At 69.3% G+C, this 23653-nt stretch carries 22 protein-coding genes, 1 rRNA gene and 1 riboswitch; of the genes, 16 read left to right on the plus strand and 7 right to left on the minus strand.

Annotation, left to right across the window (positions count from 1 at the left end; genetic code table 11):
• The 11 genes from rrf to ACZ49J_RS40085 form a co-directional block, all read left to right on the plus strand.
• Positions 1-95: ribosomal RNA gene (gene rrf, locus ACZ49J_RS40035) — 5S ribosomal RNA — on the plus strand; the annotation flags it as partial.
• Between the two features lie 108 nt (positions 96-203).
• Complete coding sequence (locus ACZ49J_RS40040) at positions 204-812, plus strand: CDP-alcohol phosphatidyltransferase family protein (protein ID WP_467457738.1); 609 nt, start codon at positions 204-206, stop codon at positions 810-812.
• A gap of 131 nt (positions 813-943) precedes the next feature.
• Positions 944-3439: a sugar phosphate nucleotidyltransferase gene (locus ACZ49J_RS40045; protein ID WP_467457739.1), complete on the plus strand. Its 2496-nt coding sequence runs from the start codon at positions 944-946 to the stop codon at positions 3437-3439.
• Positions 3440-3542: 103 nt separating this feature from the next.
• The gene (locus tag ACZ49J_RS40050; protein ID WP_467455985.1) at positions 3543-4448 is read left to right on the plus strand and encodes a DUF881 domain-containing protein; all 906 of its coding nucleotides are present in this window, start codon (positions 3543-3545) and stop codon (positions 4446-4448) included.
• Positions 4445-4777 (plus strand): small basic family protein, encoded by a 333-nt coding sequence (locus tag ACZ49J_RS40055; RefSeq protein WP_003988855.1) that lies wholly within the window; start codon positions 4445-4447, stop codon positions 4775-4777. The genes ACZ49J_RS40050 and ACZ49J_RS40055 overlap by 4 nt, the downstream gene beginning before the upstream one ends.
• Before the next feature lie 5 nt (positions 4778-4782).
• Positions 4783-5775 (plus strand): DUF881 domain-containing protein, encoded by a 993-nt coding sequence (locus ACZ49J_RS40060; protein ID WP_467455986.1) that lies wholly within the window; start codon positions 4783-4785, stop codon positions 5773-5775.
• Between the two features lie 190 nt (positions 5776-5965).
• Positions 5966-6796, plus strand: coding sequence for an FHA domain-containing protein (locus tag ACZ49J_RS40065; RefSeq protein ID WP_467455987.1), 831 nt, complete (start codon positions 5966-5968; stop codon positions 6794-6796).
• A gap of 41 nt (positions 6797-6837) precedes the next feature.
• Positions 6838-7596 carry a transcriptional regulator FtsR gene (gene ftsR / locus ACZ49J_RS40070; RefSeq protein WP_467455989.1) on the plus strand — a complete coding sequence of 253 codons (759 nt, stop codon included), beginning with the start codon at positions 6838-6840 and terminating at the stop codon, positions 7594-7596.
• Positions 7597-7680: 84 nt separating this feature from the next.
• Positions 7681-8154 (plus strand): bifunctional nuclease family protein, encoded by a 474-nt coding sequence (locus ACZ49J_RS40075; protein WP_005475662.1) that lies wholly within the window; start codon positions 7681-7683, stop codon positions 8152-8154.
• Positions 8155-8519: 365 nt separating this feature from the next.
• Entirely contained in the window at positions 8520-9167 is a 648-nt protein-coding gene (locus tag ACZ49J_RS40080; protein WP_467455990.1) for a MerR family transcriptional regulator, read from the plus strand.
• Between the two features lie 78 nt (positions 9168-9245).
• Complete coding sequence (locus tag ACZ49J_RS40085) at positions 9246-10661, plus strand: DNA polymerase IV (RefSeq protein ID WP_467455991.1); 1416 nt, start codon at positions 9246-9248, stop codon at positions 10659-10661.
• Between the two features lie 114 nt (positions 10662-10775).
• Here the strand turns inward: ACZ49J_RS40085 and ACZ49J_RS40090 are convergent, their stop codons facing one another.
• Complete coding sequence (locus ACZ49J_RS40090; protein ID WP_467455992.1) at positions 10776-11144, minus strand: PRC-barrel domain-containing protein; 369 nt, start codon at positions 11142-11144, stop codon at positions 10776-10778.
• Between the two features lie 121 nt (positions 11145-11265).
• Positions 11266-11360: riboswitch (glycine riboswitch) on the plus strand.
• Positions 11361-11534: 174 nt separating this feature from the next.
• Here ACZ49J_RS40090 and gcvP point away from each other — a divergent pair.
• The gene (gene gcvP, locus ACZ49J_RS40095) at positions 11535-14420 is read left to right on the plus strand and encodes an aminomethyl-transferring glycine dehydrogenase (protein WP_467455993.1); all 2886 of its coding nucleotides are present in this window, start codon (positions 11535-11537) and stop codon (positions 14418-14420) included.
• 95 nt (positions 14421-14515) lie between these two features.
• On the opposite strand, the gene ACZ49J_RS40100 is transcribed toward gcvP, so the two are convergent.
• Both ACZ49J_RS40100 and ACZ49J_RS40105 read right to left on the minus strand, forming a co-directional pair.
• The gene (locus tag ACZ49J_RS40100; RefSeq protein WP_467455995.1) at positions 14516-14710 is read right to left on the minus strand and encodes a DUF5999 family protein; all 195 of its coding nucleotides are present in this window, start codon (positions 14708-14710) and stop codon (positions 14516-14518) included.
• Between the two features lie 396 nt (positions 14711-15106).
• Positions 15107-15685, minus strand: coding sequence for a hypothetical protein (locus ACZ49J_RS40105; protein WP_467455996.1), 579 nt, complete (start codon positions 15683-15685; stop codon positions 15107-15109).
• A gap of 579 nt (positions 15686-16264) precedes the next feature.
• On the opposite strand from ACZ49J_RS40105, the gene ACZ49J_RS40110 reads away from it, so the two are divergent.
• Entirely contained in the window at positions 16265-17782 is a 1518-nt protein-coding gene (locus ACZ49J_RS40110; protein ID WP_467455997.1) for a glutamate-cysteine ligase family protein, read from the plus strand.
• A 196-nt stretch (positions 17783-17978) separates the two neighbouring features.
• Positions 17979-18779: a CPBP family intramembrane glutamic endopeptidase gene (locus ACZ49J_RS40115; RefSeq protein ID WP_467455998.1), complete on the plus strand. Its 801-nt coding sequence runs from the start codon at positions 17979-17981 to the stop codon at positions 18777-18779.
• An 86-nt stretch (positions 18780-18865) separates the two neighbouring features.
• On the opposite strand, the gene ACZ49J_RS40120 is transcribed toward ACZ49J_RS40115, so the two are convergent.
• From ACZ49J_RS40120 to ACZ49J_RS40130, 3 genes are all read right to left on the minus strand, one after another.
• A complete protein-coding gene (locus ACZ49J_RS40120) occupies positions 18866-19675 on the minus strand; it encodes a PhzF family phenazine biosynthesis protein (protein WP_467455999.1) in 810 nt (269 codons plus the stop codon).
• Positions 19676-19856: 181 nt separating this feature from the next.
• The gene (locus ACZ49J_RS40125) at positions 19857-20636 is read right to left on the minus strand and encodes an SDR family NAD(P)-dependent oxidoreductase (RefSeq protein WP_467456000.1); all 780 of its coding nucleotides are present in this window, start codon (positions 20634-20636) and stop codon (positions 19857-19859) included.
• 148 nt (positions 20637-20784) lie between these two features.
• Positions 20785-21435: an HAD family hydrolase gene (locus ACZ49J_RS40130; protein ID WP_467456001.1), complete on the minus strand. Its 651-nt coding sequence runs from the start codon at positions 21433-21435 to the stop codon at positions 20785-20787.
• 149 nt (positions 21436-21584) lie between these two features.
• Between ACZ49J_RS40130 and ACZ49J_RS40135 the strand changes: the two genes are divergently transcribed.
• Positions 21585-22223: a PadR family transcriptional regulator gene (locus ACZ49J_RS40135; protein ID WP_467456002.1), complete on the plus strand. Its 639-nt coding sequence runs from the start codon at positions 21585-21587 to the stop codon at positions 22221-22223.
• A gap of 134 nt (positions 22224-22357) precedes the next feature.
• Here ACZ49J_RS40135 and ACZ49J_RS40140 read toward each other — a convergent pair whose 3' ends face one another.
• Complete coding sequence (locus tag ACZ49J_RS40140; protein WP_467456003.1) at positions 22358-22786, minus strand: type II toxin-antitoxin system Rv0910 family toxin; 429 nt, start codon at positions 22784-22786, stop codon at positions 22358-22360.
• 234 nt (positions 22787-23020) lie between these two features.
• Here ACZ49J_RS40140 and ACZ49J_RS40145 point away from each other — a divergent pair, with 234 nt between their 5' ends.
• Positions 23021-23575 carry a Clp protease N-terminal domain-containing protein gene (locus ACZ49J_RS40145; RefSeq protein ID WP_467456004.1) on the plus strand — a complete coding sequence of 185 codons (555 nt, stop codon included), beginning with the start codon at positions 23021-23023 and terminating at the stop codon, positions 23573-23575.
• Positions 23576-23653 lie beyond the last annotated feature (78 nt).

Genomic DNA, 23653 nt, shown 5'->3' on the forward strand with positions numbered 1-23653 from the left:
AAACGCCCGGTTACATTCCGAACCCGGAAGCTAAGCCTTACAGCGCCGATGGTACTGCAGGGGGGACCCTGTGGGAGAGTAGGACACCGCCGAACTCCTTTTAGAGCTCTGGTTCTTGGGCACCCGCCCGGGAGCCAGAGCTTTTTTGCGTTGAGGTAAGGTCAGGAGGCATCGTTGGCTCGTTTCCCACAGGAGGCCCCCGGGTGGAGGTCCAGGAGACCCGGATCCAGACTGACCGGGTCCTCACCATCCCCAACATCCTCAGCATGGCGCGGCTCGTCGGCGTGCCCGTCTTCCTGTGGCTGATCCTCTGGCCGGAGTTCGGCGGTCCGAAGAGCGACGGCTGGGCGCTTCTGGTCCTGGCGCTCAGCGGTGTCAGCGACTACCTGGACGGCAAGCTGGCCCGGCGCTGGAACCAGATCAGCAGCCTGGGCCGGCTCCTCGACCCCGCGGCCGACAGGCTCTACATTCTGTCCACCCTGGTAGGTCTCACCTGGCGTGAGATTCTGCCGCTTTGGTTGACCGCTGTACTTCTCGCGCGAGAGCTGGTTCTGCTGGTGATGGTGGGCATCCTCAGGCGCCACGGCTATCCGCCGCCCCAGGTGAACTTCCTCGGCAAAGCCGCTACCTTCAACTTGATGTATGCCTTCCCGTTGCTGTTGCTCAGTGACGGAAGTGGATGGATCTCGTCACTCGCTGCTATTTTCGGATGGGCGTTCGCCGGATGGGGTACAACGCTGTACTGGTGGGCAGGAATCCTGTACGTGGTTCAGGTCCGCCGACTGGTCAGGGCGGACGCCATGGCCGATTGAGCTCGCCCGACCGAGCTCGTCCTGATTGGGCGGCCGTAGTGGCCTGATGGCCCGTGTCGGAAAAGTGCGGGACAATCTGGGACGGGTGAAGTCGGCTAGACCGTCGTCTCTTCAAGGAGGACGCTTCCGACATGAAGGCCGTCGTGATGGCCGGAGGCGAAGGCACGCGCCTTCGCCCCATGACCTCGAGCATGCCCAAGCCGCTCCTGCCCGTGGCGAATCGCCCGATCATGGAGCACGTGTTGCGGCTGCTCAAAAGGCATGGGCTCAATGAGACCGTCGTAACTGTTCAGTTCTTGGCCTCGCTCGTCAAGAACTACTTCGGCGACGGTGAGGAGCTCGGGATGGAGCTCACCTATGCCAATGAGGAGAAGCCACTCGGAACTGCCGGGAGCGTCAAGAACGCCGAGGAAGCACTGAAGGACGACGCGTTCCTCGTCATTTCCGGTGATGCTCTGACCGACTTCGACCTCACCGAGCTCATCAATTTCCACAAGGAAAAGGGTGCGCTGGTCACCGTTTGTCTGACGCGGGTGCCGAATCCTCTGGAATTTGGTATCACCATCGTGGACGACGAAGGCAAGGTGGAGCGCTTCCTCGAGAAGCCCACCTGGGGCCAGGTCTTCTCGGACACGGTGAACACGGGTATCTACGTGATGGAGCCCGAAGTCTTCGACTACGTCGAGCCCGATGTTCCCGTCGACTGGTCCGGCGATGTCTTCCCCCAGCTGATGAAGGAAGGCAAGCCGATCTACGGCTATGTCGCGGAGGGGTACTGGGAGGACGTCGGCACCCATGAGAGCTATGTCAAGGCGCAGGCCGATGTCCTCGAAGGCAAGGTCGACGTCGAGATCGACGGATTCGAGCTCTCGCCCGGGGTGTGGATCGCAGAGGGTGCCGAAGTGCATCCTGACGCCGTGCTGCGGGGACCGTTGTATGTGGGTGACTACGCAAAGGTCGAAGCCGGCGTCGAAATCCGTGAGCATACCGTCGTCGGGTCGAATGTCGTGGTGAAGAGCGGGGCTTTCCTGCACAAGTCCGTTGTCCACGACAACGTGTACATCGGGCAGCACAGCAATCTGCGGGGTTGTGTCGTCGGAAAGAACACCGACATCATGCGGGCCGCTCGGATCGAGGACGGTGCCGTCATCGGTGACGAGTGCCTCGTCGGTGAAGAATCGATCGTGCAGGGGAACGTACGCGTCTATCCGTTCAAGACCATCGAGGCCGGTGCCTTCGTCAACACCTCGGTGATCTGGGAATCGCGCGGGCAGGCGCACCTGTTCGGCGCGCGCGGTGTGTCCGGCATCCTGAACGTGGAGATCACGCCGGAGTTGGCCGTACGACTTGCGGGGGCGTACGCGACGACCCTCAAGAAGGGCTCCACGGTCACCACGGCCCGTGACCACTCCCGAGGCGCCAGGGCCCTGAAGCGAGCGGTCATCTCGGCGCTTCAGGCCAGCGCCATCGACGTACGGGACCTGGAGAACGTGCCGCTGCCGGTCGCCCGGCAGCAGACCGCCAGGGGCAGCGCGGGCGGCATCATGATCAGGACCACGCCCGGAGTGCCGGACTCCGTCGACATCATGTTCTTCGACGGTCGCGGAGCCGACCTCTCCCAGGCCAGCCAGCGGAAGCTGGACCGTGTGTTCGCGCGGCAGGAGTACCGGCGTGCGTTCCCCGGGGAGATCGGTGACCTGCACTTCCCGGCGAGCGTCTTCGACTCGTACACCGGGTCGCTGCTGCGGAACGTCGACACGACCGGGATCTCCGAGTCGGGCCTCAAGGTCGTCGTGGACGCGTCCAACGGCAGTGCCGGGCTCGTCCTGCCCAGCCTGCTCGGCAAGCTCGGAGTGGACTCGCTGACCATCAACCCCGGTCTCAACGAGTCCCGGCCGACGGAGACCGCGGACATGCGGCGGTCGGGGCTGGTGCGGCTGGGCGAGATCGTGGCGTCGTCGCGGGCCGCGTTCGGCGTGCGGTTCGACCCCGTGGGTGAGCGGCTCTCACTCGTTGACGAGAAGGGGCGCATCGTCGAGGACGACCGGGCGCTGCTGGTGATGCTCGACCTGGTGGCCGCGGAGCGGAGGAGCGGGCGCGTGGCGCTGCCGGTCACCACCACGAGGATCGCCGAGCAGGTGGCCGCGTACCACGGGACGCAGGTGGAGTGGACGACCACCTCGCCGGACGATCTGACCCGGGTCGGACGTGACGACTCCACGATCTTCGGCGGGGACGGGCGTGGTGGGTTCATCGTGCCGGAGTTCAGCAGCGTCTTCGACGGCACTGCGGCCTTCGTACGGCTCATCGGGCTGGTCGCCCGGACGCAGCTCACGCTCAGCCAGATCGACGCGCGGATTCCAAGGGCGCACGTCCTGAAGCGGGACCTGGCGACGCCCTGGGCTGTCAAGGGACTGGTCATGCGGCGGGTCGTGGAAGCCGCCGGGGATCGCTTCGTCGACACCACTGACGGCGTGCGGGTCGTGGAGACCGACGGTCGGTGGGTGATGGTGCTGCCCGATCCGGCCGAGGCCGTGACGCATCTGTGGGCCGAGGGACCGGACGACGCCTCGGCGCAAGCCCTCCTGGACGAGTGGTCGGCGGTCGTGGACAGCGCCGGTCGCTGAGCGGCGCCGCGTGCCGGACAGGTGTCCCCACGGGAGACCTGTCCGGCACGCCGATCGGCCCATCGGTGGGGCCATTCGGAGCCACTGGCCGCGACGTGCGACGATGTGCGGCATGCCGCAGCAGCCCCCCGTTCGGAGCACACCCACGCGACCCTCGCGCCCGGACGCCTCCATGTCGCTGCTCACCAACGTCATGGACCACAGCCTCGACGACGGGTACGCCGAGGCGGCCGCCCGTAAGCAGGCCGAGGGCGCCCGTGGCATGCCCAAGACCGTACGCGCCAAGTTGGGGCTCGCCGCCGGGCTGGTGCTCGCCGCCCTCGTGGTGACCCTGGGGGCGGCGCAGGCGCGCGTCGCGGCGCCCGTGGTGGCCAAGGAGCGCGAGGAGCTCATCGACCGGATCGAGCGCGAGACCGCGGCCGCGGACAAGCTCGAAGACACCGTGGACGAGTTGCGCGCAGACGTCAGTGCCCGGCAGCGCGAGGCGCTCAGAAAGGGCGGCGGAAGCGGGCAGGGGGACCTCGTGGGCGTCCTTTCGGGGGCCGTCGAGGTGCGCGGGCCCGGCGTGAAACTCGTCGTCAACGACGCCAAGGAAGCCAGTTCGGGCGGCGACGGCGACCCGCGCGAGACCTCTGGATTCTCCGACACCGGACGTGTCCGTGACCGCGACATGCAGAGGGTCGTCAATGGCTTGTGGCAGTCGGGGGCGGAGGCGGTCTCGATCAACGGGCAGCGGCTGACGGCTCTGTCCGCGATCAGGGCGGCGGGCGACGCGATACTGGTCGACAACAGGCCGTTGGTGCCGCCCTACACAGTGCTTGCCGTGGGCGACGGGAAGAACCTGAGCACCAGGTTCCAGAACAGTCCCGACGGGTTGTACCTGCATGCTCTGCAGGAGAACTTCGGGATCCGGACGGGCATTTCCGTCGAGGGTGACCTCAGGCTGCCTGCCGCCCCGAGCGTGATCGTACGAACAGCAGAACCGAGAACTGAGAAGGGCACATCGTGATCGCCGTACTGGGCCTCGTCGTGGGAGTCGTGGCCGGACTCTTGGTCCGCCCAGAGGTTCCTGCGGTGGTCGAGCCGTATCTCCCCATCGCCGTCGTGGCGGCGCTCGACGCCGTGTTCGGAGGCCTGCGCGCCATGCTGGACGGCATCTTCGACGACAAGGTCTTCGTGGTGTCGTTCCTGTCGAACGTGGTCGTTGCCGCGCTGATCGTGTTCCTGGGCGACAAGCTCGGTGTCGGCGCCCAGCTGTCCACGGGCGTCGTGGTCGTCCTCGGTATCCGCATCTTCTCCAACGCCGCGGCGATCCGCCGGCACGTCTTCCGGGCGTGAGGCCGATGAGCGAGCACGACGAGACGCCTACGACGAACCTGCGCAAGGACAGCGGCCCGGAGAACGCCGCTCCGACGAACGGCGCTTCGAAGAACGGTGGAAGGAAGGGCGGTGGCCACGGGGACGGAGGCCATGAGCACGGAGGCCATGAGAACGGCGGCCAGGAGGAGACGCCGACCACGCGTCTGCGCCGGGAGCTCCCCGCAGAGGTGCCGTCCCTGCCGTCTCAGCCCTCCGGTCCGGCCGAGGGCATCCACCAGGCGGAGGAGCCCGCTCTGACCGGTCGGCAGCGGCTCGTCATGGGGCTGTGGCCGCCGCGCGTCACGCGTGCCCAACTCATCGTCGCCCTGCTGCTTTTCGGTCTCGGATTCGGCCTGGCCGTGCAGGTGGCCTCCAACAGCGACAGTGACAGCGCCCTGCGCGGCGCACGTCAGGCGGATCTCGTTCGCATCCTTGATGAACTGGACGACCGTACTCAGCGTCTGGAAGAGGAGAAGCAGGGGCTCGAGGACCAGCGCACCGAGTTGGAGAACAGCTCGGACCAGGCCGAGGAGGCGCGCAAGCAGACGGTCGAGAAGGAGAGGCAACTGGGCATCCTCGCGGGCACGGTGGCGGCCCAGGGACCGGGCATCACGCTGACGATCAACGACACGAAGGGAGCCGTCGAGGCGGACATGCTGCTCGACGCCATCCAGGAGCTGCGCGCGGCCGGCGCGGAGGCGATCCAGGTGAACGGTGTGCGAGTGGTGGCCGGCACGTACCTGACGGACTCCGGCAAGGGAATCAGCGTCGACGGGAACAAGATCACCCAGCCCTATCGTTTCAAGGTCATCGGCAAGCCGCAGGATCTGGAGCCCGCGCTGAACATCCCGGGAGGCGTGGTGCAGACGCTGGAGAAGGAGCAGGCCACCGTGACCGTGGAGCGGGCGGACAAGATCATCGTGGACGCCTTGCGGGCGGCGAAGCGGCCTGACTACGCTCGGTCGTCCTCCCAGTGAACCCCGGGTGCATGGGGTCCGTCCGGCGAGGGCATGAGGTTGCGGGGGGTCGGCGCACCGAACGGGTGGTGCGTGGTGGAAACTGTCTGGTGGATACGGACGTTGTGAGGATGTCCGGGTCGACCGATGTGGTCAATCAGGGTTCGTCCTGCCCCACGGGCGGGTCTGTTTCGGTCAAGGGGAATCGCCCGTGAAGTTGTTTGCGAAATTGTTCGGCAAGAGCGCGCGAGAGGGCAGCGACAACGCTACCGCTCGCCATCGTGCGCAGCCCGACGAAGAGGGCCAGCGCCCCATGTTCCGTGACCAGGTCGCTGGTCCGGGCGGTGACATTTCCGGAGGTCAGGGCGCGCCGTCTGTTGACCCTGCCCAGTCCGGCCGCATAGGTTTCGGAGATCCGTCAACCTCAAGTGCGGGTGGAGGGTTCGGCCCCGGCCCGTACGCGTCCAATGCCCCGGCGGGGCAGCCGCGGCAGGAGGATCCGTCCATGTCGGCCCTGGTGTGTACGAGGTGCGGGAACCGCAACGGGGAGAACAGCCGTTTCTGCTCCAACTGTGGTGCGCCGCTGCGGGCCGGGGCGGTCCCCGAGCGTCCGTCCGAGACGACCTCCACGATCTCCATCTCGGGGCTCGAGGCCTATGACTCCGAGACCACCGGGCAGACGCCGATGCCGGCTCTCTCGCCCGAGGCTCAGGCTGCCGTCGACGCGCTGCCGCTCGGCTCGGCTCTCCTCGTGGTGCGCCGCGGTCCCAACTCGGGCAGCCGGTTCCTCCTGGACGGTGACCTCACCACGGCGGGGCGCCATCCGCAGAGCGACATCTTCCTGGACGACGTGACCGTCTCGCGCCGGCATGTGGAGTTCCGTCGCGGAGCGGACGGCTCCTTCACGGTCGCCGACGTCGGCAGCCTGAACGGCACCTACGTCAACCGGGAGAGGATCGACCAGGTCGCGCTCTCGAACGGTGACGAGGTGCAGATCGGCAAGTACCGCCTGGTCTTCTACGCGAGCCAGAGGGGCTATTGAGCCCTCCCCGGACTCGGTCCGGGGGACCCCAGGGAAGGTCCATGCTTCATACACCGAGCGGCGGCGCCGGAAACGGCGCCGCCGCAACGGACAGCGGACTGATGAGCATCGGCACCGTGCTGAACGTGCTGCGCGACGAGTTCCCCGAAGTGACGATCTCCAAGATCCGTTTTCTGGAGTCGGAGGGGCTGGTCGAGCCGCAGCGTACCCCCTCGGGGTACCGGAAGTTCAGCAGTGAGGACGTCGAGCGTCTCGGACACGTGCTGAGGATGCAGCGGGACCACTATCTGCCCCTGAAGGTGATCCGGGAGCATCTGGACGCGCTTGAGCGCGGTGAGCCGGTGCGCCTGCCTGTCCTGGGTCGTCAGCGGGACACAGGGGACCGGGAGCAGCTGTTCGAGGAGCTCCTCGTGGACTCCGAGGAGCCGACGGCTGCCAGAATCGGGCGTGCGGAACTCCTGGCCGTGGCCGGGATCGACGAGGAGCAGCTGGCCGAGTGGGAGTCGTACGGACTCGTCTGCGCGCTGCCCGGCGGGGCGTACGACCCGGAGGCGGCGACTGTGGCCACTCTTCTGGTGGAACTCGGGCGGTTCGGGATCGAGCCACGGCATCTGCGGGCCATGAAAGCCGCCGCCGACCGTGAGGCAGGTCTCGTCGACCAGGTGGTGGCTCCGCTGCGGCGCCACCGCAATCCGCAGACCAGGGCCCATGCGGAGGCCCGTACGAAGGAGCTGGCGGGCCTCACGGGGAAGCTGCACGCCGCTCTGGTGCGGACCGCGCTCGGAGTAGGGCAGTCCTGACTCTCCGGGGTGGATGGGGCCGGTCTGGTGGGCCAATCTCTGTCCGACTACCCAAACGTCCCGCGCAGCGCCTAGGGTTGCTGTGTGAACGAGCTCGATGTCGTAGGTGTCCGGGTCGAAATGCCCTCCAACCAACCGATCGTGCTCCTGCGTGAAGTGGGAGGCGACCGTTACCTCCCCATCTGGATCGGGCCGGGGGAGGCAACGGCGATCGCCTTCGCCCAGCAGGGCATGGCACCCGCTCGACCGCTGACCCACGACCTGTTCAAGGACGTGCTGGAGGCCGTCGGCCAGGAGCTCACGGAAGTGCGCATCACGGATCTGCGTGAGGGCGTCTTCTACGCGGAGCTGGTGTTCGCCAGCGGGGTCGAGGTGAGCGCACGCCCGTCCGATGCCATAGCGCTGGCCCTGCGCACCGGGACGCCGATCTTCGGCAGTGACGGGGTGCTCGACGACGCCGGCATCGCGATCCCGGACGAGCAGGAGGACGAGGTGGAGAAGTTCCGCGAGTTCCTCGACCAGATCTCGCCCGAGGACTTCGGCACGAACAGCCAGTGAGGCGGCCGGGCCCGGAGCGACTCATGCCGTAGAGGGCGGGCCGCAGCGGCGGAGCTGTCCGGGCTGTGGAGTGGAGGGCGTCGGCCCGTCGGTGCGGTCGTGCCACGCGCCGGGATGGTCGAGATCCGGAGCCGCCAGGCCTGAGAGGGTTCGGCGATGCGTGTGCCTGTGCGCGCCCTGTGTACCTGCGGCAGCAGGCCGTTACGCGGCTCATCGGAAGCGCATTCGGCTAGCCTTTCCCCGCGGGAGGGTACGGGAAACCACTCGTTGGGTGATTATCACTCGGCGTGCCGAGTGTGGCGATCGTTGACGCACCCCTGGTGACTGCCTACCGTCGAGAAGGCAGGTCAAGGACGGAGGTCGGCGTGAGAAGCAGCGGCGACGGTACGGCTGGGGGCGCCCACGGACGCAGTCCGGGGGGTGGCGGCCCGTACCCGCTCCACGGCAACGCGGCCGGTCACGTCCCCCACAGGCCGACCCCGGTACCGGTGGACGAGGGAGCGGCGTCCGAGGCGACGGAGCAGCAGATCGGTTATCGCGGCCCCACCGCGTGCGCGGCCGCGGGAATCACCTACCGGCAGCTCGACTACTGGGCCCGCACGGGTCTGGTCGAGCCCAGCGTACGGCCTGCCTACGGTTCCGGTACGCAGCGGCTGTACAGCTTCCGGGACGTAGTCGTACTCAAGATCGTCAAGCGGTTCCTCGACACCGGTGTGGCATTGCAGAACATCCGCACCGCTGTCCAGCACCTCAGAGAGCGTGGCTTCCGGGACCTGGAGCGGATGACGCTGATGAGCGACGGCGCGACCGTGTACGAGTGCACGTCGCCCGACGAGGTGCACGCCCTGCTCCAGGGCGGGCAGGGCATCTTCGGGATCGCCGTGGGCGTGGTGTGGCGGGACGTGGAGAGCGCGCTGTCGCAGCTGCACGGAGAGCGCATCGACACGGGGGAGACGCTCGTAGGCCACAACCCCGGGGACGAGTTGGCGCGGCGGCGCAACCGGGCGGGCTGAAGGGCGAGGGGCCCTCGGAAGTCCTGTGGGCGCGGCTGCGGCGGCCCATTGTCAGTGGCGTAGGGCAGCATCGGAGATGTGAGAACCGCGCCCACGATCCTGCATCTCGACATGGATGCCTTCTACGCCTCGGCGGAGCAGGCGTCCAAGCCGAGCCTGCGCGGAAAGGCCGTCATCGTGGGCGGTCTCGGGCCGCGCGGCGTGGTCGCCACGGCCTCGTACGAGGCGCGGGTCTTCGGGGTGCACTCGGCGATGCCCATGGCACAGGCGCGGCGGCTCGCGCCGAACGCCGCGTATCTCGTGCCGCGGTTCGAGTTCTACCGGGCGATCAGCGAGCAGGTCATGACGCTGTTGCGGGCCCTGTCGCCGCTGGTGGAGCCGCTGAGCCTGGATGAGGCGTTCGTCGATCTCGAGGCCGGGGGCGCCGCCTGGGACGCGGAGTCGGCGCGGCTCACGGGGACGAAGCTGCGTGCGGACATCCGGGCTGCCACCGGGCTGACCGGTTCCGTGGGGCTCGCCGCCTCCAAGATGCTGGCCAAAATCGCGTCGGAGGAGGCCAAGCCCGACGGTCTCGTGCTCATCGAGCCGGGGACGGAGCGGGCGCTGCTGGGTCCGAAGTCGGTGCGGATCCTGCCGGGAGTGGGGCCGGCGACCGGCGACCACCTGCGAAGGGCGGGGATCACGACGGTCGAGGAGATCGTGGAGGCGGGTGAGGACGAGCTGGTGCGGCTGGTGGGGAAGGCCCACGGGCACGGTCTGTATGCCATGGCGCTGGCCCTCGACGACCGGCCCGTGGTGGCCGAGCGGGACACGAAGTCGGTGTCGGTGGAGGACACGTACGACGTGGACATCCACGATCGTGTCCGGGTCCGCATGGAGGTGCAGCGGCTCGCGGACCGGTGTGTGCGGCGGCTGCGCGGGGCGCGGCTGTCCGGGCGGACCATCGTGCTGAAGGTGCGGAGGTACGACTTCTCGACGCTGACCCGGTCCGAGACCTTGCGCGGGCCCACGGACGACCCCGCCGTGGTGCGGGAGGCGGCGGCGCGGCTGCTGGAAGCCGTGGACACCACGGGCGGCGTACGGCTGCTCGGGGTGGGCGTCAGCGGGCTCGCCGACTACACGCAGGAGGACCTGTTCGCCCAGGCGGCGGGGGAGGCCCACCTCGAGGACGAGGACACGGCGGAGGAGTCGGCGCGAGGGGAGGCCGCGCCTGCCGAGCGGCGGTGGCCCGCCGGGCATGATGTGCGGCACGCGGAGTTCGGGCACGGGTGGGTGCAGGGAAGCGGGCTGGGCCGGGTGACCGTGCGCTTCGAGACGCCGGACTCGGCGCCGGGCCGTGTCCGTACCTTCCGCACCGACGACCAGGCCCTCCAGCCGGCCGATCCACTGCCACTGATACCGGGCGGGCCGGCAGCGATGGCTCCAGGGCTGAAGCGGGAGAGCGTGCACGGGTCGGGTGCGGAGCGCCCACCGGAGGCCGCCGGCCGGGTGTGAGACGCGTGGGAGAGTCGGGACGAGACGGGGAGAGGAGGGGGCCGCGGCTGCCGGGGGGCCGTTGGGGCGTACGGGGGAAGCCGTGGCCGTCGCGGGCGGCGGGCGCCCAGGTGTTCAGGCCTCCTCCGTGCCCGCGACCTGGCCGAACTCCCGGTCCATCGGGGGAGGAGGAGCGATGTCCAGGCCGTAGTGGTGGTAGAGCTGGAGTTCCTGTTCCGGGGAGAGATGGCGGCCGACGCCGAAGTCGGGGGCGTCCTTGATGAGGGCGCGGTCGAAGGGGACGCGGAGGGTGCCCTCCACCAGTTCGCTGGGCTCCAGGGGTACGAAGGCGTCACGGCTGAACAGGCCCATGCGTATCGCGGCCCACTCGGGGATTCCGGTCGCGTCGTCGAGATACACCTCGTCGACCGTGCCGATCTTGGTGCCCTTGCGGTCGAACGCTTTGCGGCCGATCAGGTTGCGCGGATCGATGTCGGTCTGCACGGGCCCTCCAAAACGTCGCATATGGTGCAACTCATCCCTAGGTCTACGAAAAGGCACAACGGAGAAGGTGGCCACTCGAAGACGCGTGCGTTGGTCGCGCTGGTACGCTGGCAACGGCTGCTGACCCTGTGCGGGAGAGTCCTCCAGCTCCATCGGAGGCGCCGAAGGAGCAACTCCTCCCCGGAATCTCTCAGGCCCCTGTACCGCACGGACGAGGTCACTCTGGAAAGCAGAGCGGGTGTCGACGGCTTCCGCTCTCACCGACGGTGAAAGCCGGGGCCCTCGGGCGGCCGGTGAAGCTCTCAGGTCGAGATGACAGAGGGGGAGGCCGTCGGGGCACCCGTGCCGTGGTGTCCCTCGAAGGTCGCGTCAGACCAGGAGGCCTCCGCCATGACCGCCGATCGCATTCCGCTCACCGAGCTCGAACAGGGCACCCCGTTCGAGCAGCGCCACATCGGCCCCGACCTGGAGGCCCGGGCGAAGATGCTGGCCCAGGTCGGGTACGGCTCGCTCGACGAGCTGATCACCGCCGCGGTGCCGGACGTGATCCGGAACGCCCACGCGCTGGAACTGCCCGGCGCGCGCACCGAGGCCGAGGTCCTCGCCGAGCTGCGCTCCCTCGCGGACCGCAACCAGGTGCTGGGCTCCATGATCGGCCTGGGCTACCACGGGACGTTCACGCCGCCCGTCATCCTGCGGAACGTCATGGAGAACCCGGCCTGGTACACGGCCTACACGCCGTACCAGCCGGAGATCTCGCAGGGCCGCCTCGAAGCGCTGCTGAACTTCCAGACGATGGTCGCCGACCTGACCGGCCTGCCGACCTCGGGTGCCTCGCTGCTGGACGAGGGCACGGCGGCCGCCGAGGCGATGGCGCTGTCGCGGCGCATGGGCAAGAACAAGAAGGGCATCTTCCTCATCGACGCGGACGCGCTGCCGCAGACCATCGCCGTGATCGAGACACGTGCCGAGCCAACCGGTGTCGAGGTCGTTGTGGCCGATCTCAGCGAGGGCATCCCGGCCGCCATCGCCGAGCGCGAGATCAACGGCGTGCTCCTGCAGTACCCGGGTGCCTCCGGTGCCGTACGTGATCTCAAGCCCGTCATCGAACAGGCGCATGAACTCGGCGCGCTCGTCACCGTCGCCGCTGATCTGCTGGCGCTCACGCTGCTCACGCCGCCCGGAGAGCTGGGAGCCGACATCGCGGTCGGTACGACGCAGCGCTTCGGCGTGCCGATGGGATTCGGCGGCCCCCACGCCGGCTACATGGCCGTGCACGAGAAGTTCGCCCGCAGCCTGCCCGGGCGGCTCGTGGGCGTTTCCGTGGACGCGGACGGACACAAGGCGTACCGGCTGGCCCTGCAGACGCGGGAGCAGCACATCCGTAGGGAGAAGGCGACCAGCAACATCTGCACCGCCCAGGTGCTGCTCGCCGTGATGGCCGGCATGTACGCCGTCTACCACGGCCCCGACGGGCTGCGGGCGATCGCCCGGCGTACGCACCGGTACGCCACGATCCTCGCCGCCGGCCTCACGGAAGGCGGGGTCGAGGTGGTGCACGGCGCCTACTTCGACACGCTGACCACGCGGGTGCCGGGCCGGGCCGCGGAGATCGTCGCGGCCGCGCGCGAGCACGGCGTCAACCTCCGGCTCGTGGACGCCGACCGGGTGTCGATCGCCTGCGACGAGACCACCACGCGGGCCCAGCTGGGTGCGGTGTGGACGGCGTTCGGCGTTCAGGGCGACATCGAGGCGCTGGACGCGGCGACACAGGACACGCTGCCGGCCGCGCTGCTGCGCACCGACGACTACCTGGCCCATCCGGTCTTCCACCAGCACCGCTCCGAGACCGCGATGCTGCGGTACCTGCGCAGGCTTGCCGACCGCGACTACGCCCTCGACCGGGGCATGATCCCGCTGGGCTCCTGCACGATGAAGCTCAACGCGACCACCGAGATGGAACCGGTCACCTGGCCCGAGTTCGGGCAGCTGCACCCCTTCGCGCCCGCCGACCAGGCGCAGGGCTACCTCGCGCTGATCACCGAGCTTGAGGAGCGTCTCGCCGAGGTCACCGGGTACGACAAGGTGTCGCTCCAGCCGAACGCGGGCTCACAGGGTGAGCTGGCCGGTCTGCTCGCCGTACGCGGCTACCACCGGGCACGCGGTGACGAGCAGCGCACGGTATGCCTCATTCCGTCCTCCGCGCACGGTACGAACGCGGCCAGCGCCGTCATGGCGGGCATGAAGGTCGTCGTCGTGAAGACCGCGGAGGACGGCGAGATCGACGTCGAGGACCTGCGCGCCAAGATCGAGCAGTACCGCGACGAACTGGCGGTGCTGATGATCACGTACCCGTCGACGCACGGAGTGTTCGAGGAGCACGTCGGCGAGGTCTGCGCGGCGGTGCACGACGCGGGCGGCCAGGTGTACATCGACGGCGCGAACCTCAACGCGCTGGTGGGCCTGGCCAAGCCGGGGCACTTCGGCGGTGACGTCTCGCACCTGAACCTGCACAAGACGTTCTGCATCCCGCACGGTGGCGGCGGTCCGGGCGTGGGTCCGGTCGGAGTACGGGCGCACCTGGCGCCGTACCTGCCGAACCACCCGCTCCAGCCCGCGGCCGGGCCCGAGACGGGCGTGGGCCCGATCTCGGCCGCCCCGTGGGGCTCCGCGGGCATCCTGCCCATCTCCTGGGCGTACGTCCGGCTCATGGGTGGCGAGGGGCTCAAGCGCGCCACGCAGGTGGCCGTCCTCAGCGCCAACTACATCGCCAAGCGGCTGGAGCCGCACTACCCGGTGCTCTACACCGGTCCCGGCGGGCTCGTGGCGCACGAGTGCATCATCGACCTGCGGCCGCTGACCAAGGCGACCGGCGTGACCGTCGACGACGTCGCCAAGCGGCTGATCGACTACGGCTTCCACGCGCCGACCATGTCGTTCCCGGTGGCGGGGACGCTGATGATCGAGCCGACCGAGTCCGAGGACCTCGCCGAGCTGGACCGGTTCTGCGAGGCGATGATCGCGATCCGCGCGGAGATCGAGCGCGTGGGGTCGGGGCAGTGGCCCGCGGACGACAACCCGCTGCGGGGAGCCCCGCACACGGCCGCCGCGCTCGGCGAGGACTGGGACCACGCGTACTCCCGTGAGGAGGCCGTGTTCCCGGCGGGTGTGTCGGCCGCGGACAAGTACTGGCCGCCGGTGCGCCGGATCGACCAGGCCTTCGGCGACCGCAACCTGGTCTGCTCCTGCCCGCCGCTTGACGCTTACGAAGGGTAATCACGCCTGGATACGCGTCGGGGCCGGTTCGGAGAGTGCTTCTCCGGCCGGCCCCTTGTTTCTCCGGGCGGGCGCCCGCCCGTGTCGCCCTCGGCTCAGGCGACCGTCATCGCCTGCGGGCGTCGCGGGGCGATGATCTGGCCGTCGGGCAGGAGCTCACCGGTGTCCTCGAAGAGCAGAACGCCGTTGCACAGGAGGCTCCACCCCTGCTCCGGGTGGTGCGCCACGAGGCGGGCGGACTCCCGGTCGGCGGATTCGGCTGTCGGACACGGTGGCTGGTGCTGGCACATGGTGGTCGGGATCTTTCGGGTTGTCGTGGTGTGTGGGATGGCTGTCGTGGCTGACTCGCGGCTTGAAGCGTTGTTCATGGCCGCCCCCGTGGTGATAAGTCGGTCGGTCCCAGTGTTGCCCTACGAGCGTCAATCCGCAGCGATTTTGCGGCACCGCTTTCTCACAGATTGATGACGCATCTCACACACGGTTGGTTCATCGCGACGGCAGGGTCCCTTCGGGTGGTTTGCCGTGGCCGAATTGGGCTAGTCAAAGCCCGTCGGGGAGTTTTCTGGCTCGTATGAGCATTATCTCGCCCGTAAGAGCAGGGAATTTAGCCGAGGAGAAAGCGGTACCCCGCCGCCGGTCCTTCCCGGGGCGGGGTACGGAAGCCGTGGCCGTCGGGGATGAGGGGGTCAGGCGCTGAGCAACGGGGCGGGAGTCACCCGGTGGGTCAGGAGCGGCAGCAGATCCGCGACCCGGTGCGGACGGTTGGCCGCGATACCGGGTGGGGCGGGGGCCAGGGGAACGAGGAGGTCCGTGGCGGCCGGGTGGCCGGCCGCTCCGTCCTCGGGGCAGTCGCCGTGCAGCCAGAGTGTGAGCATGTACAGCTCGGGTACCGACAGCAGACGCGCCTGATACGGCTGCTGCACGGACTCGGCCTCGCGCAGGGCGAGCTCGGTGGCGGCGACGTAGGGGCCCTCGAAGAAGTGCGAGAAGGCCCAGCCGTCGGGCGTCAGCCTGGTTTCCGCCGCGGCCACCGCGCGGCCGGCGGAGCGGATCAGGAAGCGCCAGCCGGCCAGCCGGGTGGCGGACGCGCCTTCGGGGGTGATGCGGTCGAGTACGTGGACGGGCAGCGGGAGTTCGGGCGTGACGGGCCCCTGGGCGTTGCGCAGGGACGGGGTGCGTGCCTCGCGGACGGCGGTGGGGGAACCGAGTGCCGTGAGGACGGTGCGCAGTGCGGGCGCGGGAGCCGGGGGTACATGCAGCGGCATGATGGGTCGCCTCTCATTCGACAGGCACGGTGGCGCGAGGGCGGGGGCGGACGGCGCTGTCAGCTCTCGGGATCAGAGAGGCGGGGGCCAGGGGTCCGGTGGGTCCGGTGCGGGAGGGCGGTCTGCCGTACGTCACCTGACGGCAGGCCGAGGACCGCGAGCGCCAGCTCTCTGCCTCGTTTTGCGGATTTTATACGAGACGTGTTCAGGCGATGTTTCGGCTAGCCGTCCCGGATATGAAGAGCAAGGCACCATTCGGTCTCGATAATGCGAGGGTTCATCCCGATTACACGTGACGTGTGAGCCGGTGACCTCGGAATTTCTCCGGGCGACGGTCGGCTGGTTCTCGTCGGCGTTTTTCACGAGGTCGTCGGACGTAGAAACCGCGTTCTACTTCATGCCTACTGAATGTGCCAATGGGTACTCGTTCAGCGTAGCGGGTCCCGGACTCGCCCGGGGGCACTATCGAGCGACCCGACGTGGGACGTTATCGATCGCGCTGCCTGGGCATCATCCACCGTGACCCGGGACAGCAGCGGCCGGCCCGTCGGCCTGCCCATCAGAGGAGGGGACACTTCGATGGGGGAGAAGGTCGTGGCGGGGTCGTTCGACCTGTCCGATCGACACCGCTACCGCGACAAGCTCCGTCAGTGCCTGACGGGGCTCGAGCGCTTGTTGGCGGAGAAGCGGTTCGACCGGCCCAAGAACCTGATGGGGCTGGAGATCGAGCTGAATCTCGTGGGTGCCGACGGACTGCCCAGAATGATGAATGCCCAGGTGCTGGAGCGTATAGCGAGCCGGGATTTCCAAACAGAACTCGCCATGTTCAACCTGGAAGTGAACATAGCCCCACATCGATTGGGGGGCCGCGTATTCGACCGGCTTTCCGAGGAGTTGCGCACGTCTCTGGCCTATGCGGACCGGAAGGCGGGCGAGCTCGACGCGGGCATCGTGATGATTGGCATTCTGCCCACGCTCGGCCGGGACGACCTGGTCTCCTCGAATCTCTCCGACGTGGACCGCTACACCCTGCTCAACGACCAGATCGTGGCCGCCCGCGGAGAGGACTTCACGCTCGACATCGACGGCGTGGAGCGGCTCGTGTGCACGTCGAAGTCGATCGCGCCCGAAGCCGCCTGCACCTCCGTGCAACTGCACCTCCAGGTCACTCCGGAGCGGTTCGCCGGCGTGTGGAACGCGGCGCAGGCGGTGGCCGCTGCGCAGGTCGCCGTGGGCGCCAACGCCCCGTTCCTGTTCGGGCACGAGTTGTGGCGGGAGTCGCGGCCCCCGCTGTTCCAGCAGTCCACCGACACCCGGCCGCCGGAGCTCCAGGCGCAGGGGGTGCGGCCGCGTACGTGGTTCGGGGAGCGGTGGGTCTCCTCGGCGTACGACCTCTTCGAGGAGAACCTGCGGTTCTTTCCGGCGCTGCTGCCCATCTGTGACGACGAGGACCCGCTGCGTGTCCTTGACCAGGGAGGTACGCCCAAGCTCGGTGAGCTCGTCCTGCACAACGGCACCGTGTACCGCTGGAACCGTCCCGTGTACGGCATCGCCGACGGAGTGCCGCACCTGAGGGTGGAGAACCGGGTGCTGCCCGCGGGACCGACGATCACCGACGTCATCGCCAACGCGGCCTTCTACTACGGGGTCGTGCGCGCCCTTGCCGAGGAGTCGCGGCCGGTGTGGACGCGGCTGCCCTTCGAGGTCGCCGCCGCCAACTTCGACGAGGCCTGCCGGCATGGCATCGACGCGCGCCTGCGGTGGCCGCGGCGGGGGCGGTACGGCGGGGTCGTCGAGGTGGACGCGGTGAGTCTGGTGCGTGACGAGTTGCTGCCGTTGGCCGAGGTGGGACTGGACGCGTGGGGGGTCGAGGCCGCGGATCGGGACTTCTACCTCGGGGTGATCGAGGAGCGGTGCCGGAGGCGGGTCAACGGAGCCAGTTGGCAGGCGGAAACGTTCCATCGGGCGTTGGAGAAGGGGCTTGACCGGCAGGCGGCGCTGGCTGCGACCACGCGGAGGTACTGCGAGTTGATGCATGCGGGGGAGCCGGTCCACATGTGGCCTGTGGGGTTACCGGAGCCGGTGTTGTTGGGGTGAGGTGAGCCGCCGGGGGCGACGTGGTTCCTTCTCGCCCCCGCCGCCTCCAGCCGTCCCGTCCTGGGCGCGCGGCCGAGGGCCGGGTGTGCCCGCCTTGGAGCGATCGGGCAAGCTGTGACGTCCCATGGGATGGTCCCCCCATCGACCTGTCGCGCTGGACGGGGGATGCGGTGGGATTACCGAACTGGAGGCGTACGTGCAGGTGGAGGCAGGGGCGGTGGCCGATTCTTCGCCGTTGGACGGATCGGCCCGACGGACGCTCCGGAACGAGACGCTGCTCGTTCTGGGGCTTTCGCTCGGCGCGAGTGGCGTATCCGCTCTGATCAGCTTTGTCGGATCGGTGACGAAACCAGGAGGGCTCAAGGACCAGGCCGCGACCCTCAACGCCTCCGCCGCGCCGGGCCGCCCCTGGCTGGATCTCGCCTGGCAGCTCTTCGGGATCACGACGGCGCTGGTGCCGGTCGCGCTCGTCGCGCACTTCCTGTTGCGGGAGGGCGAGGGGCTGCGGACGCTCGGCTTCGACCGCACGAAGCCGTGGTTCGACCTCGGGCGCGGGGCGGCGATCGCGGCGGTGATCGGCAGCACGGGTATCGCGTTCTACCTCGCCGCCCGCGGCCTGGGCTTCAACCTCACGGTGGTGCCGGAGGCGCTGCCCGACGTGTGGTGGAAGTACCCGGTCCTGATCCTCTCCGCGATCCAGAACGCGGTCCTCGAAGAGGTCATCGTCGTCGGCTACCTCCTGCGCAGGCTCGGCCAGTTGGGCTGGAGCCCGGGGGCCGCGCTGATGGCGAGCTCGGTCCTGCGCGGCTCGTACCACCTCTACCAGGGCATCGGCGGCTTCATCGGCAACTTGGTGATGGGCGTGGTGTTCGTCTACCTCTACCGGCGCTGGGGACGGGTCGGACCGCTCGTGGTGGCGCACTCACTGCTGGACATCGGTGCCTTCGTCGGGTACGCGCTGCTGGCGGGCAAGGTGGGCTGGCTGCCCACGGCGTGAGGACGGAGAGGGGACGGAGAGGAGGCGGAGAGGGACAGGGGGCGGGTGGTCGGCGGGGAGCCGGCGGTACGCCCCCTGGTGCGCCGCTACGCCAGCAGTTCGCCCTCGATGACCGTGACCGCGCGGCCGGTGAGGAGGGTCCGGTCGCCGCGGACCTCGGTGCGGACCAGGCCGGAGCGCCGTGAGGCCTGGAGGCCGGTGAGGGCGTGGCGGCCGAGGCGGCCGGACCAGAACGGGGCGAGGGCGGTGTGGGCGCTGCCCGTGACGTGGTCCTCGTCGATGCCGACGTTCGGGAAGAAGCAGCGCGAGACGAAGTCGTAGCCCTGGGCGGGATCTTCGGCGCGTGCCGTGGCGATGACACCGCGTTCGGAGTAGCGGCCGAGGGCCCTCAGATCGGGGGCGAGGGCGAGAACGGTCTTCTCGTCGGCGAGTTCGAGCAGGAGGTCACCGATGTTCGGGCCGGTGTCGAGGACGGTGAGCGGCTGGGCGCCCAGCGCCTCGGCCAGGCCCTCTAGGAGCCCGGCCGGGGTGAGGGGTGCTGTCGGGAAGTCCAGGGTGAGGGATCCGTCCTCGTGGGTCGTCGCGACGAGGACTCCGCTGCGGGTGGCGAACCGGACAGGGCCGGTGTGGGCGCCGGTGGTGGCGAGGACGTGTGCTGTGGCCAGCGTGGCGTGACCGCACATCGCGACCTCGGTTTCGGGCGTGAACCAGCGCAGAGCCCAGTCCGCCTCGCCGCCCTCGGGCAGGCGGTGGGCGAACGCCGTTTCGGGGTGGTTGACCTCCCGGGCCACGTTCTGGAGCCAGGTCTCGTCGGGGAAGGCGTCGAGGAGGACGACTCCCGCCGGGTTGCCGGCGAAGGGGCGGTCGGTGAAGGCGTCGACGATTCGAATCCGCATGGTCCGACGCTAGGGGGTGGGTGGAGCGGCGGGCCAAGGCCAATTCCGGGGCGTTGGACCGATTTCGGCGGAGCCAGGGGAGCAGTCCAGGCCGCCACCTGGCCGGTGTCTGAGCACAGTGGGCGGGCGAGGTGGACCGGCGCCGGTGGACCAGCTCAGTGGCCCGGCGAATTGGACCCGCTCAGTGGACGGAGAACCCGCCGTCGACGAAGATCGCCTGGCCTGTGACGTACCCGGAGGCGGGGCCGGCGAGGAACACCGCCGCTCCGGCGAAGTCCTCGGCCAGGCCGTTGCGTCCGACCATCGTGCGCGCGGCCAGCGCGGCCATCTTCTCCGGATCGGACTGCAGGCGTGCGTTGAGCGGGGTCGCGACGAAGCCGGGCACCAGCGTGTTGCAGGTGACGCCGCGTGACGACCATGCCTCGGCCTGTGAGCGGGCCAGCGACTCCAGCGCTCCCTTGGAGACCCCGTAGGCGCCGCTCTGGACGAACGCCCGGTGGGCCTGCTGGGAGCTGATGTGGATGATCCGCCCGAAACCTCGCTCGGCCATGCCGGGTCCGAACCGCTCGCCCAGCAGGTAGGGCGCCTCCAGGTTCACCGCCATCGTGGCGTCCCACACGTCTTCGCCCAGCTCGCCCATCGGCGGCCGGAGGTTGATGCCCGCGCTGTTGACGAGGATGTCGGGCTCGCCGAACACCTCGGCCGCCTGTTCCGCGGCCGCGCGCACCCCGTCACGGGTACTCAGGTCGGCGCTCACCCAGGCAGCCCGGCACCCGTCCGCCACGAACTCGTCGACTGTGGCGGCCAGTTCCGCCTCCTTGCGCGCCACGATCACCACGCTCGCCCCCGCACGCGCGAGAGCCCCTGCGATGGCCCGTCCGATGCCGGAACTGCCACCCGTCACCAGGGCGGTCCGGCCGTCCAGTGAGAAGAGCTGGGAGAGGTAACGGTGCGAGGTCATGCCCGCACCCTAGACGGGGGCCGTATCGCGGCGGTGCACGGGGCGTGATGTCCGGTGAGCAACGCCCGCTCGGGAGCGGCCCGTTGAGCGGGTTCGTTCACTCGCGTGTTCCGGTCGTCCCATTGTTCTCGTCGTCCTGTTGTTCTCGTCACCCCGTCGCTGTGATGGCGTGGTCGATCGCCGAGGCGACGTCGGGAGCCATGTGGGTGGGCCGGTAGGAGTCCTCGGCCCAGGGGCGGCCGTCCGTCACCCACACACTGCGGAGCCCGAGCCCATGGGCGCCCGCGATGTCGGCATGCGGTGAGTCGCCGATCATCCACGCGTCGGTGAGGGAGGCGCCGACGGTGGCCGCCGCTGCCTCGAAGATCTCCGGATCCGGTTTCTGGCAGCCGACGCCTTCGGAGATGACCCAGCCCTTGACGAGCCGGTCGAGGCCGGTGTTGCGGATCTTCGTTTCCTGCTGGGCCGTGCGGCCGTTGGTGACGATCACGCAGGTCCAGCCTGCCTTCCGCGCTCTGTCCAGGGCCTCGCGGGAGGCGTGTGCCAGGACGGCGCGGTCGGCTGCGCCGTGGTCGAGGAGGGCACGGATGGCGGTGGACGGCACCGTGTTCCCGTACCGGTCGGTGAGCGCGGCGGCGACGTCGTGCCGCGGGGTGTAGCCGCTCGCGTCGACGCGCGTCACCCACGTGAGGTCGGAGTCGGCCAGTGCGTGCTCGGCGAGGAAGTCGGCGACGGCGGCACGGAAGGCGGCGTCGCGGTCGATCAGCGTGTTGTCGAGGTCCAGCAGCAGCAACGGCATGACCGGCAGTAGACCACGGACGCGGCCCGCCCAGGTCGCCACCGGGCCCGCGTCAGGGCTCACCAGGTCGCGAAGGGCTTGCCATGCGAAGTGTTCCGATATATCGTTGAGGTATCGCGACAGATCAACGATGGAATGGAGTGATGGCCATGCGTACCCGTGGACAGGACTACGGATTCGAGCGTGGACACGGACGTCACGGTGGACACGGCCCGCACGGGCGTCCCGACTTCGAGGCGCTGCGCGGCGCCTTCGGGCCCTTCGGTCCGGGGCACGGTGGCCCCGGCTTCGGCCCGGGTTTCGGCCCGGGGCCCTGGGGTGGACGCGGCAGGGGCGGACCGAGGGGAAGGGCGCGGCGCGGCGACGTACGGGCGTCGATCCTGGCCCTCCTCAAAGACCGCCCCATGCACGGTTACGAGATGATCCAGGAGATCGCCGAGCGCAGCGGCGGGGCGTGGAAGCCCAGCCCAGGTTCGGTCTACCCCACCCTCCAGCTGCTGGAGGACGAAGGGCTCATCATCAGTGAGACCGAGGGCGGAAAGAAGCTGTTCTCGCTCACCGATGCGGGCCGTACGGCGGCCGGCGAAGGGCCCGAGGCGCCGTGGGAGGAGGCCTCGCGCGGGGTCGACTGGGAGGCGCTGGGCGAGATCCGGCAGGCCGGCTTCGGTCTGATGGAGGCGTTCGGTCAGGTCTGGAAGACCGGCGACAAGGACCAGCGCGACAAGGCGCTGGCGGTCATCAACGAGGCTCGCAAGAAGCTGTATCTGATCCTCGCGGACGAGGACTGACGGCCTCGCCGGGCAGTGGCTCGGCATGAGGCACGGCGTGAGGGCGCCCTGCGGACAAGACCGCAGGGCGCCCTGGTGCGTGCCGGGGGCGTGGTGCGCGAGGTGTCGTGGTGGTGTGCGGTCGTACGCCCGGGCTACGCCACCAGTCCACCCAGCTTGCGCAGTGACTCGTTCAGCGCGGCCGTCGCCGAGTCCTTCAGTTTGCCCGCCATCAGGGAGACGGCCGCGCCCGTGAACTCGCCGTCGACGCGGACCGTGGTGGCGGTGCCGTCCGGCGTGAGCGTGTAGCGCGTGGCGAGGTCCACGGCCATCGGGCCCTTGCCGCGGATGGCGAGGACCCGGGCGGGTTCGAGCTCCGCGATGGTCCACTCGACCTCCGCGGGAAAGCCCATGAGTTTCAGGTTCTCCTGGAAGGTGCCACCGACCGCGAGGGTCTGCGGGCCGCCTTTCGGGAAGCTGGTGTGGGTCGTGTTCCACTCCCCGTACGCGGACCAGTCGACGAGTTGGGCCCACACCTTCTCGGCGGGTGCCTCGATGCGTGCCTCCGCGCTGACCTCGGCCATGCGACCACCTCTTCGTCTCGGGCTGCGTGTCGCGGAACGTAGCGGCACGGCCTGGAACATTCAATACTGATGAACCGTCAGAAACGGTCCGGTGTGCATCGGTGCGATGTCGTCCTCAAGGGGGCGTTCTCCTCCCTAAGGAGGAGAACCGGTTCATCCGTACCACCTGTGCCGGACCCGAGAATGCTGCCCGGCGAGGATGACTCGGCCGGACGGGACTGATGAGGTGGGGATGTGCGACCCCGTATTCCCCGGCAGTCCGCCGCCGACCACGACCGGACAGGCGCGGAGCCCGATGCCCGGCTCACCGACGAACTGGCAGCGGTGATCGCCGGTGCGCGCAGACGGGCGCTGCGCGACGGGGACCGGCAGATCGACACCGCGCATCTGCTGCACACACTCCTGGAGTCCGACCCAGAGGTGCGCGCCGTTTTCGGCGACGGCCCGCAGGTCGCCCGGCTGCTCGGGTACCTCGTGCAGCGGAGCATCGGCTACGGGCTGCGCTGGCAGGGCAGTGTCGAGGACTCCGGTGCCGTCCCCGTGCTCACCGACGTGCCGGGCTGGTCGCCGGCGGCGGCCGGGGCGATGGAGGACGCGTGCGGGCGCGCCGAGGCGCGGGGCGGGGAGGGCACGGTGCGGGCTCGTGGGGTCGATCTCCTTGCCGCGCTTGTCGCGGCTCCTGAGTCGCGCGCCGTGGAGGTGCTTGGGCGCGCGGGGGTTGACGTGGGGGAGTTGGTGGTGCGGGTTGGGGCGGCCGGCCGCCCGGGGGGTGGGGATGCCGTCCGCTGAGGGGGTGGCGGGTGCGTGCGGGTTCGTCGTGGCTTGTCGCGTAGTTCCCCGCGCCCCTTAGGAGCGTGCAGTTCCCCG

The organism is Streptomyces sp. NPDC030840 (assembly GCF_055572015.1).

Bases quoted from the DNA above. Each gene is read 5' to 3' on its own strand.
- ACZ49J_RS40045 (WP_467457739.1), top strand. From the start codon at position 944: ATGAAGGCCGTCGTGATGGCCGGAGGCGAAGGCACGCGCCTTCGCCCC.
- ACZ49J_RS40050 (WP_467455985.1), top strand. From the start codon at position 3,543: ATGTGCGGCATGCCGCAGCAGCCCCCCGTTCGGAGCACACCCACGCGA.
- ACZ49J_RS40060 (WP_467455986.1), top strand. From the start codon at position 4,783: ATGAGCGAGCACGACGAGACGCCTACGACGAACCTGCGCAAGGACAGC.
- ftsR (WP_467455989.1), top strand. From the start codon at position 6,838: ATGCTTCATACACCGAGCGGCGGCGCCGGAAACGGCGCCGCCGCAACG.
- gcvP (WP_467455993.1), top strand. From the start codon at position 11,535: ATGACCGCCGATCGCATTCCGCTCACCGAGCTCGAACAGGGCACCCCG.
- ACZ49J_RS40100 (WP_467455995.1), bottom strand. From the start codon at position 14,710: ATGTGCCAGCACCAGCCACCGTGTCCGACAGCCGAATCCGCCGACCGG.
- ACZ49J_RS40105 (WP_467455996.1), bottom strand. From the start codon at position 15,685: ATGCCGCTGCATGTACCCCCGGCTCCCGCGCCCGCACTGCGCACCGTC.
- ACZ49J_RS40110 (WP_467455997.1), top strand. From the start codon at position 16,265: ATGGGGGAGAAGGTCGTGGCGGGGTCGTTCGACCTGTCCGATCGACAC.
- ACZ49J_RS40120 (WP_467455999.1), bottom strand. From the start codon at position 19,675: ATGCGGATTCGAATCGTCGACGCCTTCACCGACCGCCCCTTCGCCGGC.
- ACZ49J_RS40125 (WP_467456000.1), bottom strand. From the start codon at position 20,636: ATGACCTCGCACCGTTACCTCTCCCAGCTCTTCTCACTGGACGGCCGG.
- ACZ49J_RS40130 (WP_467456001.1), bottom strand. From the start codon at position 21,435: ATGCCGTTGCTGCTGCTGGACCTCGACAACACGCTGATCGACCGCGAC.
- ACZ49J_RS40135 (WP_467456002.1), top strand. From the start codon at position 21,585: ATGCGTACCCGTGGACAGGACTACGGATTCGAGCGTGGACACGGACGT.
- ACZ49J_RS40140 (WP_467456003.1), bottom strand. From the start codon at position 22,786: ATGGCCGAGGTCAGCGCGGAGGCACGCATCGAGGCACCCGCCGAGAAG.